13 protein-coding genes are annotated in these 12013 nt (G+C 72.3%); 3 read left to right on the plus strand and 10 right to left on the minus strand.

The window, feature by feature from the left end:
- From M3C17_RS17865 to M3C17_RS17905, 9 genes are all read right to left on the minus strand, one after another.
- The coding region (locus M3C17_RS17865) for an NAD(P)/FAD-dependent oxidoreductase (protein ID WP_259979358.1) at window positions 1-1477 on the minus strand (1477 nt) is incomplete at its 3' end.
- A gap of 25 nt (window positions 1478-1502) precedes the next feature.
- Window positions 1503-2819: a S8 family serine peptidase gene (locus M3C17_RS17870; RefSeq protein ID WP_259979362.1), complete on the minus strand. Its 1317-nt coding sequence runs from the start codon at window positions 2817-2819 to the stop codon at window positions 1503-1505.
- Entirely contained in the window at window positions 2816-3352 is a 537-nt protein-coding gene (locus tag M3C17_RS17875) for a DUF501 domain-containing protein (RefSeq protein WP_259979363.1), read from the minus strand. The genes M3C17_RS17870 and M3C17_RS17875 overlap by 4 nt, the downstream gene beginning before the upstream one ends.
- A gap of 47 nt (window positions 3353-3399) precedes the next feature.
- Entirely contained in the window at window positions 3400-3822 is a 423-nt protein-coding gene (locus M3C17_RS17880; RefSeq protein WP_259979365.1) for a septum formation initiator family protein, read from the minus strand.
- Window positions 3823-4082: 260 nt separating this feature from the next.
- Entirely contained in the window at window positions 4083-5363 is a 1281-nt protein-coding gene (eno, locus tag M3C17_RS17885; protein ID WP_259979374.1) for a phosphopyruvate hydratase, read from the minus strand.
- Window positions 5364-5485: 122 nt separating this feature from the next.
- A complete protein-coding gene (locus M3C17_RS17890; protein ID WP_259979375.1) occupies window positions 5486-6145 on the minus strand; it encodes an O-methyltransferase in 660 nt (219 codons plus the stop codon).
- A 4-nt stretch (window positions 6146-6149) separates the two neighbouring features.
- Window positions 6150-7322 (minus strand): CPBP family intramembrane glutamic endopeptidase, encoded by a 1173-nt coding sequence (locus M3C17_RS17895; RefSeq protein WP_259979376.1) that lies wholly within the window; start codon window positions 7320-7322, stop codon window positions 6150-6152.
- On the minus strand, window positions 7319-8380 hold the full coding sequence (locus tag M3C17_RS17900) for a DUF1648 domain-containing protein (protein WP_259979378.1): 1062 nt from the start codon (window positions 8378-8380) through the stop codon (window positions 7319-7321). The genes M3C17_RS17895 and M3C17_RS17900 overlap by 4 nt, the downstream gene beginning before the upstream one ends.
- A complete protein-coding gene (locus tag M3C17_RS17905) occupies window positions 8377-8775 on the minus strand; it encodes a GntR family transcriptional regulator (protein ID WP_259979387.1) in 399 nt (132 codons plus the stop codon). The genes M3C17_RS17900 and M3C17_RS17905 overlap by 4 nt, the downstream gene beginning before the upstream one ends.
- 101 nt (window positions 8776-8876) lie before the next feature.
- On the opposite strand from M3C17_RS17905, the gene M3C17_RS17910 reads away from it, so the two are divergent.
- Window positions 8877-9347, plus strand: coding sequence for a PaaI family thioesterase (locus M3C17_RS17910; protein WP_259979389.1), 471 nt, complete (start codon window positions 8877-8879; stop codon window positions 9345-9347).
- 39 nt (window positions 9348-9386) lie between these two features.
- Window positions 9387-10649, plus strand: a complete 1263-nt coding sequence (locus M3C17_RS17915) for an APC family permease (RefSeq protein ID WP_259979391.1) — start codon at window positions 9387-9389, stop codon at window positions 10647-10649.
- Here M3C17_RS17915 and M3C17_RS17920 read toward each other — a convergent pair.
- Window positions 10625-11404, minus strand: a complete 780-nt coding sequence (locus M3C17_RS17920) for a helix-turn-helix domain-containing protein (protein ID WP_259979393.1) — start codon at window positions 11402-11404, stop codon at window positions 10625-10627. The genes M3C17_RS17915 and M3C17_RS17920 overlap by 25 nt on opposite strands.
- A gap of 97 nt (window positions 11405-11501) precedes the next feature.
- Here M3C17_RS17920 and M3C17_RS17925 point away from each other — a divergent pair.
- Window positions 11502-12013, plus strand: a 512-nt coding sequence (locus M3C17_RS17925) for a glyoxalase/bleomycin resistance/extradiol dioxygenase family protein (protein WP_259979395.1), incomplete at its 3' end; no start/stop codon positions are given.

Here is a 12013-nt window from a genome sequence, read left to right on the forward strand (position 1 = left end):
CGGACTTCGCCGGGGCCTTCTTGGCCGCCGGCTTCGTGGTCGCAGGCTTGACATCGGCGGGCTTCTCCGCGGCGGGCTTCTCCGCCGTCGGCTTGCCCGCAGTCGGCTTCTCCGTCGCGGCGGGCGCGGCCGCGGGAGCCGCATCCGCGGGAGCGGCCGGACGCGGGCGGGCGGCGAACTCCTCGAACACGTAGCGCGGGTTCTGCACGGTCTCGAGGTTCACCAGGTCGCGGCCCAGCCACAGGTTGTTCCACCAGCCCCACAGCACGCGCCACTTGCGCTCCCACGTGGGCATCGCGAGGCCATGGTAGCCGCGGTGCGCGACCCAGGCGATGAAGCCCTTGAGCGCGATCTTGCCGGACTGGAACACGCCGTTGTAGAGGCCGAGGCCCGCAACCGCGCCGAGGTTCTTGTGGAAGTACTCCTTGGGAGCCTCGCCGCGGAGCACGGCGACGAGGTTCTTCGCGAGAAGCTTGGCCTGGCGCACAGCGTGCTGCGCGTTGGGCACGCAGAAGCCACCGACACCGCCGCCGGACAGATCGGGGACGGCCGAGACGTCTCCGGCGGCCCAGGCGCCCTCGACGAAGGCCTCGGGGGTCCCGACGCGCAGGTCGGCACGGGTCTGGATGCGACCGCGCTCCTCGACCGGGAGGTCGCCACCGCGGACCACCGTCGGGTTCGCCATGACGCCGGCGGTCCACACGATCACATCGGTGGGGATGACCTCGCCCGTGGAGAGCTCGACGTTGCCGTCGATGGCACCGGTGACCTGGGTGTCCAGGTGCACGTTGGCGCCGCGCTTGGCGAGATCCTTGAGCACCCACTCGCTCGTCTTCAGCGACACCTCGGGCATGATGCGCCCCATCGCCTCGATCAGGTGGAAGTGCGTGTCCTCGAAGCTCAGCTGCGGGTACTTGCTCACCAGCGAGGAGGCGAGCGAGCGGAGCTCGGCGAACACCTCGATGCCGGCGAAGCCGCCGCCGACGACGACGACCGTGAGCAGACGGTCGCGCTCAGGCCCGGCCGGAAGGGACGCCGCCTTGTCGAAGTTCGACATGACCTTGTCGCGGATCGCGACGGCTTCCTCGATGGTCTTCAGGCCGATCGCGTTGTCGGCGATGCCGGGGATCGGGAACGTGCGGGAGACGGCGCCGGCCGTCACCACGATCTGGTCGTACGCGAACTCGTACGGCTCACCGACGGGCGGCGTGATCGTCGCGACCTTCTGCGCGTGGTTGATGTTCGTCACCTTGGCGGTGAGGACGTTCGTGCGCTTCAGGTGACGGCGGTGAGCGACGACCGAGTGGCGCGCCTCGATGGAGCCGGCGGCGACCTCGGGCAGGAACGGCTGGTACGTCATGTACGGCAGCGGGTCGACCATGGTCACGTCGGCCTCGCCCTTGCGCAGGTGCTTCTCGAGCTTCCACGCGGTGTAGAAACCCGCGTAGCCTCCACCGACGATCAGAATCTTGGGCACAGTGCTGTTCTGAGGCACAGAAGAACTACTCCTCGGAGTCGGGTTTTTGGCGTACGGGAACGCGCGCCGATCGGATGCGCCGGGCAGCAGCGGTGACGCCAAGCGCTACAAGGATACCAGGCACCGTGAGTGCGATGAGCGGGAGGGTACCGTAGCGCAGTGAATCGGCGCTGGGAAGCAGCGGAGAACCGGCCTCCGTCGGCGCATCGGCGTCCGGAAGCGGCGGCACCTCGACCGGACCGATCGTCGGCTCGGGCAACGGCTCGCTCTCGGCGCGGCGGAACAGGCGGATCCATTCGGCGAGATCGCCCATCGGGTTCTTGTCCACGGACGGGATGTCCGCCGACACCGCGGCAGCGGCGTCCACCAGCCCGAAGCCGTACAGCGGATCCCGGGGCTGCTGAGCATCGGGGACCGGCATCGCGGTCTTGATGATGCGGTTGATCACGTCGTTGGCCGAGATGCCCGGATGCGCCGACCGGATCAGCGCGGCGATCCCGGCGACGATCGGGGCGGCGCCGCTGGTCCCGCTCCACGACACGACCTCGCCGTCGGCGGAGACGCCCAGCAGCCCCTCGCTCGGGGCGGAGATGCCGATCGTGATGCCCTGCGTCGACGCCTCGATGCTCGCGGTGCCGGTCTGATCCACGCCGCCGACCGTCAGCACCCCCGGGATCGTCGCCGGCGCGCCGATGATGTTCGTGCCGCTCCCCCGGTTGCCTGCTGCGACGACGATCACGACATCGTGCTCGAAGGCGTACAGGAAGGCGTCGTCCCAGCTCTCGTCCCAGTCGAGCGTGTTCGTCGTGAAGGAGAGGTTGATGATGTCGGCACCGTTGTCCACCGCCCAGCGGATCCCCTTCGCCACCTGCTCCGTGAACGGCACCGCCGCGGCCGCGCCGAAGCCCACGGACACCGACAGCAGGTCGGCCTCGGGAGCGACGCCGATCATCCCGGTGCCGTCCGGCGCGCCACGGCCGGCCGCCAGCGACGCCACCCAGGAGCCGTGATTGCCGTCGATCGCTCCCAGCGGCGTGCGTCCGTCCGGCGTGCCCGTCCCGGACACGTCGGTGCCGCCGACGACCGCGTCGCCGAAGGTCTGCGGCACCTTGCCGATGCCGGTGTCGATCACCGCGATCGTCACGCCGTCGCCCCGCGTGGTCTGCCAGGCCTCCCGGATGCGCGCGCCGTCGAGCCAGTACTCCGCGGCGCGGACCGGGTCGGTCGGATCGTCCGGGATGGGCGGCGGGGTGGCCGCCGCGGCGCCGGTCGCGAGCAGCAGCACGGACGCCGCCACCGCCGCAGCGGCGACGGCGCTGCGCAGCGTCCGCCGAGCGGTCATGCCGAGCGCGCCGCCTCGCGCACGGCCGCACCCGGGTCCTCGCACCGGCAGACGTCGGGCGACCAGGACGAGCGCTCCAGCGCCGCGTCTCCGATCGGGTTCACGCCGGGACCGGCGGCCAGCGAGTGGCCGGCCAGCGCGTGCAGGCACTTGACCCGCGTGGGCATGCCGCCCGCGGAGATGCCATCGATCTCCGGCACCTCGCCGAACTGCGACCGGTCGGCGAGGTACGCCTCATGCGCGCGGCGATAGCCCTCGGCCACCGTCTCGTCCTCCAGCAGCGCCGCCAGCTCCGGCATCACCTGCGTGGCCTCCAGGGTCGACATGGCCGCGGTCGCCGCAGGGTGGGTCAGGTAGTAGAACGTGGGGAACGGCGTGCCGTCCGGGAGCCGCGGCGTCGTGGCGACCACGGTCGGATTGCCGCAGCGGCACCGCGCCGCGATGCCCACCACGCCCCGGGCGGGTCGCCCGAGCTGCGCGGACACGACAGCGAGCTCGGCGGGAGTGGGCGCGGCAAAGGGGGGTGTCGTCACCCCACCAGCGTAGGGGAGCCTGCCGAGAGGATGCTCCGAGCCCGCCCTCAGCGGGTGACCGCCACCGTGTCGCTCAAGCCCGCGGAGACGAGCGTGCGCAGCAGCTGCGGCATCCAGTCGGCCGGCCGCTCCTCGAGCGTGTCGCTGACCGGCTCCTGCTCGCGCGGGAGAGCCGCCGGGTCGAGGTCGTTGTCGATCAGGTAGACGACTTCGCCGGGCTTGACGTAGTACAGGCGCTCGCGCGCCTGAGTCGTGATGTAGGCGGGGTCGTCCCAGCGCTCGCGCTCCGCGGTCAGCGCCGCGATCTCCGCCTCGCTCACCTGTACAGAGGCCTCCAACGCCGCGATCTTCTGCCGCTGATCGATGAACGTGCCGAGGGTGGGCACCAGCACCCAGGCGCCGAGAACGACCAGGGACAGCATGATGACCGAGAACGCGGACAGGCGGATGCCCGACGCCCACTCGCGCACGTCGACGCGGGGCTCCGCAGCGTTTCGGCGCGGCGCCGCAGCGGTCCGGCGCGGCGCCGCAGCGGTCCGGCGCGGCGCCGATCGTCCGGCTCTCGCGGGCGGAGGGGATGCGGGACGCCCGGAGGACGGCGAAGGAGGAGCCGGTCGTCGTGCCACGGCTCCTCCTCCGTCATGCCGCCGTGCGGGCGGCTCCGTCATGCCGCCGTGCGGGCGGCTCCGTCATGCCACCGCGAGGGCGGCGGGGTGTGTCTGCGCTGTCCTCAGGCCTGATAGCGCGGGAACGCGGAACGGCCGGCGAAGACCGCGGCGTCGCCGAGCTCCTCCTCGATGCGCAGCAGCTGGTTGTACTTCGCGACCCGCTCGCTGCGCGCCGGGGCACCCGCCTTGATCTGGCCGGCGTTCGTGGCGACCACGAGGTCGGCGATCGTGGTGTCCTCGGTCTCGCCCGAGCGGTGCGACAGCATCGCGGTGTAGCCGGAGCGCTGCGCGAGGCTGACCGCGTCGAACGTCTCGGTCAGCGTGCCGATCTGGTTCACCTTCACCAGCAGCGAGTTCGCGACACCGCGGGAGATGCCGTCGGCCAGGCGCTGCGGGTTCGTGACGAACAGGTCGTCGCCCACGAGCTGCACCTTGGAGCCGAGCGCCTCGGTCAGGTGCTTCCAGTTGTCCCAGTCGTCCTCGGCCAGGGCGTCCTCGATCGTGACGATCGGGAAGTCGTTGACCAGACCGACGTAGTACTCGGTGAGCGCCTCGGCGTCCCAGTCCTTGTTGTCGAGACGGTAGACGCCGTCCTTGAAGAACTCGGTCGCGGCGACGTCGAGGCCCAGGGCGATGTCGGTGCCGGGGGTGAAGCCGGCCTTCTCGATCGCCTTCACCAGGAAGTCGAGGCCCTCGCGGTTACTGGGCAGATCAGGTGCGAAGCCGCCCTCGTCGCCGAGGCCCGTGGCGTAGCCGGCGGCCTTCAGCTCGCTGCGGAGCACGTGGTACGTCTCGACACCCCACCGCAGCGACTCGGAGTACGTCTCGGCGCCGATCGGCGCGAGGAAGAACTCCTGCATGTCGATGCCGTTGTCGGCGTGCTCGCCGCCGTTGATGACGTTGAACAGCGGGACGGGCAGGACGTGCGCGTTCGGGCCGCCGAGGTAGCGGAACAGCGGCAGGTCGGACGAGTCGGCGGCGGCCTTCGCGACCGCGAGGCTCACGCCGAGGATCGCGTTCGCGCCGACGCGCTTCTTGTTGTCGGTGCCGTCGACCTCGATGAGGATCTCGTCGACGATGCGCTGCTCGCTCGCCTCCACACCCTCGATCGCCGGGCCGAGCTCGTCGATCACGGCCTCGACGGCCTTGAGCACGCCCTTGCCGCCGTAGCGGGCCTTGTCCCCGTCGCGGAGCTCGTACGCCTCGAAGGCGCCGGTCGACGCGCCGGACGGCACCGCCGCACGCTGCACGATGCCGTCGTCGAGGAGCACCTCCACCTCGACGGTCGGGTTTCCGCGCGAGTCGAGAATCTCGCGTGCGCCTACAGCCTCGATCAGTGCCACTGATGTGCTCCTTGCTCAGGGAAAAGGTTGTGTGGAGCGTCGTCGATCCGCGCTCAGTCTATCCCCGGCGCCGGACCGCCCCGAGGAGACGACGCGGACGCAGGCGCACTCCGCCGCGGCCGTCACACGACGAGGGCGAGCGCGACGCCGTCCCACCCCTTGAGCCCGACCGTCTGCAGAGCCGTGGCATCGAACCGGGGATCCTCCCCCAGCATCCGCAGACCCGCGCGCGTGCCGTTCACCTTCGGATCGGTGGAGTCCTCGCGCACGATCTCGCCGTCGCGGCCGATGTTGTCGAGCACGATCACGGTACCGGGGTGTCCGAGCCGGGCCGCCCAGTCGAGGTACACCGTGTTCGACTCCTTGTCGGCGTCGATGAACACCAGGTCGAAGCCGCCGACGAGCGTGGGCAGCACATCGGCGCCGCGCCCGATCCGGATGTCGACGCGCTCGCCGACCCCGGCCGCGTCGATGCTGGCCCTCGCCACGGCCGCGTTGTCGGCCTCGGCCTCGACCGTCACGACACGTCCCTTCGCGCCGACAGCCCGGGCCATCCAGATCGTGGAGTAGCCGCCGAGCGTGCCGATCTCGAGCACACGGCGGGCCCCGCTCATCCTCACCAGCAGGTTCAGCAGCTTGCCCGCCACCGGCGCCACCTCGATCTCCGGCATCCCCGCGGCACGCTGCGCCTCGAGCGCTGCCTCCAGAGCGGGGTCCGGGCCGAGCAGGGTGTCGGCGAGGAAGGCGTCGGCGCGGGCCCAGGCGGCGGGGGTGGAGTCCATGCCCTCAGCCAACCGCGGGGGTCGGCGGTGCGTCAAGGGTCCGCGGCGGGCCCTGCGGACGAGGCCCGGCGAGCGGCGGCTGCACCCGGAACTGGCCGGTCAGCAGGAGCACGAGCGCGACCGCTGCGGCGACGATCCACCCCGCGACTCCCAGCGGCCCCGCGAGCGCGAGATCGGGCACGGTCGCCGCGAAGAGCAGCACCGTGCCGCCCGCCGCATTCAGCGCGCCGTGTGCCACGACCGCGGGCCACACGGACCCCGAGCGCAGCCGCAGCCAGCCGAACAGCACGCCCCAGGCCACGCATCCGCCGATCATGAACAGCACGCCCGTGAGGTCGGTGCGGCCGAAGTTGTAGCCCAGCAGGATCACCGGGCTGTGCCAGAGGCCCCAGATCACGCCGCTGAGCAGCAGCGCCGGCCAGGTGCCGAGCGGCCGCAGCGCCGGCAGCAGCCAGCCGCGCCACCCGAGCTCCTCTCCGAACGCCAGGACGCTGTTGAGGAGCGCGCCGAGCGGGATCGCCGCGAGCTGGGAGAACACGACGAGACCGATCGGAGGAAGGGGTGTGCCAGGAGGCAGCGTCCGTTCGAGCTGCCCCGCGAACGCGGAGAACGAGGGATCCAGCTGCACCCAGCCGAGGGCCGCCGCCACGAGGACACTCGCCCCGACCAGCAGCGGGGGCACCAGCCACGCGGCGATCAGGAGCCACACGACGCGTCGCGCCGGACGCAGCGGCCACAGGCCGAGGAACCGCGCGCGGTCGAAGCGCGGCGACCGCATCCCGAACACCACGATGACGGCGGCGAGCGCCGGGGTGACCATCATGAGCGGCAGCAGCGCGGTCGCCGCGGGCTCCGCGAGACCCCGGCCGAGCCAGAGCGGGAGGCACACCAGCCAGGCCAGGCCGCAGGCGAGGACAGTGAAGGCCAGGACTGCCGTCCACGGGACACGCGGCATCGCGGAGACGCCCGCAGGCAACGAGCGTCCCTGCGCGGCGCGCGTTCCGACCGCGGGACCGGGCGTCGGCGTCGCGGCACCGGAAGGCGGCGGTGCGTCCTCCGACACGGGCGCGTTGTCCGGGGCGGGCGCGTTGTCCGGGGCGGGCGCGTTCTCCGGGGCGGGCCTGTTCTCCGGGGCGGGCCTGTTCTCCGCGGCGGGCCTGTTGTCGGGCACGGTCATCGGGCTTCCCTTCCTGAGTCATCGGCGTCTCCGGGAGCGCCGGCGTGCGAGCGGTCGAGGTAGGCCTGCAGCAGGGCCGCGGCATCCTCGGCGCCGTCGATCGTGACGATGAAGGCGCCGCGGTCGCGGCGCTGCACCTCGATGGCCGGCCCCTGACGCATCACGATCCCGCTGCGACCGTCGGGACCGATGCGCCACCCCCACCCGCCGAACTCCCCGAACGGGGAGATGCTCACGGCCCTGGCGGCAGCGATGTCGGCGAGCGGGATGCGCGTGCGCGGCCAGCCGACGAGCGACCTGGCGTCGATGCCCTCGGGAGTGACGCGCACCCGGAAGGAGGCCGTCGCGGCGAGTGCCAGCGCCACGACCACGGCCACGAGCGCGGCGATCCACGCGCCCTCGATCCCGGCGACGAGCATCACGACGGCCAGCACCACGAGTCCGGCCAGTACGAGGAACAGGAACACCAGCGCACCGCGGGGCATCGTCGTGGTTCCGACCCACACCACGCGCTCCCCCTCTGCGACACGTACCGCGTGCCGTGGTTCGAGCGTGCGCCCGCGTTCGGGCCGCACGCGCGGCTGGACGATCCAGGCGAGACCGCCCAGCACCAGGAGAGCGGAGAACGCCAGCGCCATGACCCCGCCGATGCCTGCGACCTCGCCAGGGGCATCGGCATCGCGTTGCAGCGCGAGCGAACCGAGGCAGAGAACGGCGGCGAAGACCGACATCCCGGCGGCGAGCGCCCCCATCAACCGGGCGGCACCGCCCCAGTGGGCGCCCACCGCCACGAGAGTCGCGGCGACCATGACGAGCGGGATGCCGAGCCCCACGCCGAGCAGGATCCAGGCGTAGGTGACCGGAGGGCCGAAGCGATCGGCGCCGCCGACACCCCAGTGCGTGGCGACTTCCGCGGGGAGCGACGGCAGCCAGGACAGCAGCACGGAAGCCGCGATGCCCACCACGACCACGGGGATGACGGCGGCCACCAGCAGGAACGCCGTGCGCGCGCGACGGAGCAGTGCGGGCGGCGTGCGGGTCAGGTCGTGGGTGGTCATGCGGAAGCCTCCTCGTGGTCTGCGGGAGTGGGCGGGAGCACGGCGTCGGCGCGGTGCGTGCGGACGATGCCGGCGACCGTCTCGGCCGAGACGCCCAGCGTGGCAGCGCGCCGCACGAGGCCGTCGATCTGGTGCGCGAGCTCGACGAGCGGTGCGGCGGATGCGGCGATGACCGCTCCCCGGCCACGACGGAGGTCGACGAGCCCCTCGTCGCGCAGCCGCTGATAGGCGTGGAGCACCGTGTGCTGGTTGATGTCGAGGGCGCCGGCGACATCGCGCGCCGACGGGAGCCGGTCGCCCGGCACCAGGGCCCCGGCGAGGATGTCGGCCCGGATGGACGCCGCCACCTGGTCGTACAGCGGCTGGGGGCTGTCGATGTCGACTCTGATCAGCACGCGCCCTCCGTTCTTCTCTAGTTATTCTAGGTGAACTAGAACAACTGTGACAACCCTCCAGCCGTCTTCGCCGCCCACGTCTTCTCCTCCACACTGGGGTCATGCGCATCACCCCCCGCCGCCTCGCCCTCGGTATGAGCCTGTGGATCCCGAACCTGTGCAGCGGCATCCGCGTGCGCCGCTTCAGCGACGACTGGACCTCGGCGACCGTCGAGCTGCACGTGAACGTGCTCACCCGCAACTACGTCAAGACGGCGTTCGGCGGATCCATGTCGGCCATGACCGACCCGTACTTCTTCATGCTCGTGATGCACCAGCTCGGACGCGACTACGTGGTGTGGGACACCCGCGGCGAGATCGAGTTCGTGAAGCCGGGGCGCGGAGTGCTCACGGCCGAGTTCCACGTGCCGCGATCCGTCGTCGAGGACCTGCGGCAGCGTGCGCACGGCGGCGCCAAGGTGCTCGAGTGGTTCGAGACCGTCATCACCGACCGGGACGGCGATGTCGTCGCGCGCGTGCGCCGCGAGGTGTACGTCCGCGAGAAGAAGCGCGTCACCGTGGCTCGCGCCTGACGTCACCCGCTGTTCACCCGGACGTGCGAGCATGACCGGATGCCCCTCGCCCGCCGCCTGACCCTCGCCGACGCCGTCGCCATCGGCCTGGGCTCCATGATCGGCGCCGGTGTCTTCGCCGTGTGGGCTCCCGCCATCGGGGTCGCCGGCAGCGGGATCCTGATCGCCCTCGCGATCGCCGCCGTCGTCGCATACTGCAACGCGACCTCTTCCGCCCAGCTCGCGGCCGTGCACCCCGTGGCCGGCGGCACCTACGCCTACGCTCGCGCCGAGATCGGGCCGTGGTGGGGATTCGTCGCCGGCTGGTGCTTCGTGATCGGCAAGATCGCGAGCTGCGCCGCCATGGCCATGACCTTCGCGGCCTACGCCGCCCCGGCCGCATGGCAGGTCCCGGTCGCGGTGCTCGCGGTCGCGGCGCTGGTCGTCGTCAACTGCCTGGGCGTGACGCGCACGGCACTGCTCACCCGCGTCCTCGTGGTGTGCTCGCTGCTCGGTCTCGCGGTCGTGGTGGCCGCGGGAGTCGGCGCCCTCCCGACCGCGACCCCTGCTCCCCTGCCCGACGCCACCGCGTACGGCGTGCTCCAGGGTGCCGGCCTGCTGTTCTTCGCCTTCGCCGGCTACGCGCGCATCGCCACGATGGGCGAAGAGGTGGTGGCCCCGGCGCGGACCATCCCCCGCGCCATCGTGCTCGCGCTCGGCGGTGCGGTGATCGTCTACGCCCTGGTCGGCATCACCGTGGTCCTCGTGCTCGGGGCCGACGCGAGCGATGCCACCGCACCGCTCGCCGACGTGCTGAGCAGCGCGGGCTGGTCGGCCCTCGCTCCGCTTGTGCGCATCGCCGCCGCGGCCGCCTCGCTCGGCGCACTCCTCGCCCTGCTCACGGGCATCGGCCGCACCACCCTCGCCATGGCGCGAGAGGACGATCTGCCGCGGTTCCTCGCGCACATCGACCGGCGGCATCAGGTGCCGCAGCGCGCCGAGATCGTCATCGGACTGCTCGTGATCGGCATCGTGCTGGTCGCGGACCTGCGCGAGGCCATCGGCTTCTCGTCGTTCGGGGTGCTGCTGTACTACCTCATCGCCAACGCCGCCGCGTTCCGCCAAGGCCCCGAGGCACGACGCTACCCCCGCGCGCTGCAGGTGCTCGGAGCCCTCGGCTGCCTCGTGCTCGTGAACACCCTGCCCGTGCTGGCGTCCCTGGTCGGGACCGCCGTCGTGCTCGCCGGAGTGGCCTACCGCGTGGTGCGCCTGCGCCTCGCACGGAGGGCCGCTCCCCCTCAGCCGCCGGCCTCCGCGCGATAGGACCTCGGCGCGACCCCGAGCACGGCACGGAAGTCCCTCGTGAGGTGCGCGTGGTCGGCGTAGCCCAGCTCGGCCGCGACCGACGCCAGATCGGCCTCCGGCTGCTCGCGGATCCGCTGCGCGGCCTCCTGCAGTCGACGTCGCCGGATCATGGCCGCGGGCGAGAGCCCCACATGCCGGTGGGTCAGCCGCTGCAGCGTGCGCACCGAGACCGCCAGACGGGTCGCCGCCTCCTCGGGGGTGTCGGCGGCTCCCTCGCCGAGCAGCACGTCGACGAGGGCGTTGGCGTGGCGCCCCGCCGCCCGCACCGGGCCGACGCGGCGCACCAGCCATGCCGAGAACGCCGCGACGGCGCGCTCCCTGTGGCCGTCGCCGCCGGCCATCGCCGCCGCGACCGCCGTGCACAGCTCGGGCGCGTCGAACGGCCGCGAGCGGTCCACCAGAGCCGCCGGATCCTCGACGAGAGCCGCGACCGCCGCCGGACGCAGCAGGGCCCCCACGGCCCACCCGCGCCCGCGGAGGTCGCGATGCGAGGCGGTGGTCGTGGCCCCCGCGAGCACCACCCCGTCCTGCTCGACCACCAGGTTCAGCGCCGGATAGGAGACGATGTCCTGCCGGGACGAGCGCCCCGGTTCGACATCCCACTCCGGGATCCAGAACCACGCCGCGAGCTCCGCGGTCGCAGGCGCGGGAGGCAGCCGGTGGAACTGCGGCAGCCGCGCCGGGTAGAGCACGCCCCTGGTCGGATTCACCATGCGGCTCAGCGTAGAGCGCACCGCCGACGCTCGTCGCCCGCAGGACCTGTCGCGCATCTTCAAGCCGTCGCGGACAGCGCCGTCCTACCGTGGCGGCATGACGAATCAGACACCCACCACGGGCGTGACCGGTGCGCACACGACCGCCGGCCGCCCGCACTCCGCGACCTCCCTCACGCCCTTCCTCGCCATCCGCGGCGCCGCCGAGGCCATCGCGTTCTACCGCGACGTCTTCGGCGCCCGTGTGGTCGACGTGACCGAGTTCGGCGGCGTCGTGGCGCATGCCGACCTCGACTTCGGTCTGGGCCGGCTGCAGCTCGGCGAACCCAGTCCCGAGTATCACCTGGTCCCCGCGCCGGACGGCGACGACGACTGCTACTCGATGGGCCTGTACGTGGCTGACGTGGACGACGTGGTGGCCAGAGCCGAGGCGGCAGGGGCCACCGTGCGCGAGGCGCCCTCGCACTTCGTGTCCGGCGACCGCTTCGCCAGCATCCGCGACCCGTTCGGGGTCCGCTGGTCGATCATGACCCGCGTCGAGGACCTCACCGACGAGGAGAGCGCCCGGCGGGTCGCGGAGTGGGCGCAGTCGTTCAGTGCGGCCCCGCA

This window comes from Microbacterium sp. p3-SID336, assembly GCF_025143365.1.
Classification (GTDB): Bacteria; Actinomycetota; Actinomycetes; order Actinomycetales; family Microbacteriaceae; genus Microbacterium.

Coding starts and splice junctions, on each gene's coding strand:
- M3C17_RS17870 (WP_259979362.1), bottom strand. CDS start 2,819: ATGACCGCTCGGCGGACGCTGCGCAGCGCCGTCGCCGCTGCGGCGGTG.
- M3C17_RS17890 (WP_259979375.1), bottom strand. CDS start 6,145: ATGGACTCCACCCCCGCCGCCTGGGCCCGCGCCGACGCCTTCCTCGCC.
- M3C17_RS17895 (WP_259979376.1), bottom strand. CDS start 7,322: ATGACCGTGCCCGACAACAGGCCCGCCGCGGAGAACAGGCCCGCCCCG.
- M3C17_RS17900 (WP_259979378.1), bottom strand. CDS start 8,380: ATGACCACCCACGACCTGACCCGCACGCCGCCCGCACTGCTCCGTCGC.
- M3C17_RS17910 (WP_259979389.1), top strand. CDS start 8,877: ATGCGCATCACCCCCCGCCGCCTCGCCCTCGGTATGAGCCTGTGGATC.
- M3C17_RS17915 (WP_259979391.1), top strand. CDS start 9,387: ATGCCCCTCGCCCGCCGCCTGACCCTCGCCGACGCCGTCGCCATCGGC.
- M3C17_RS17920 (WP_259979393.1), bottom strand. CDS start 11,404: ATGGTGAATCCGACCAGGGGCGTGCTCTACCCGGCGCGGCTGCCGCAG.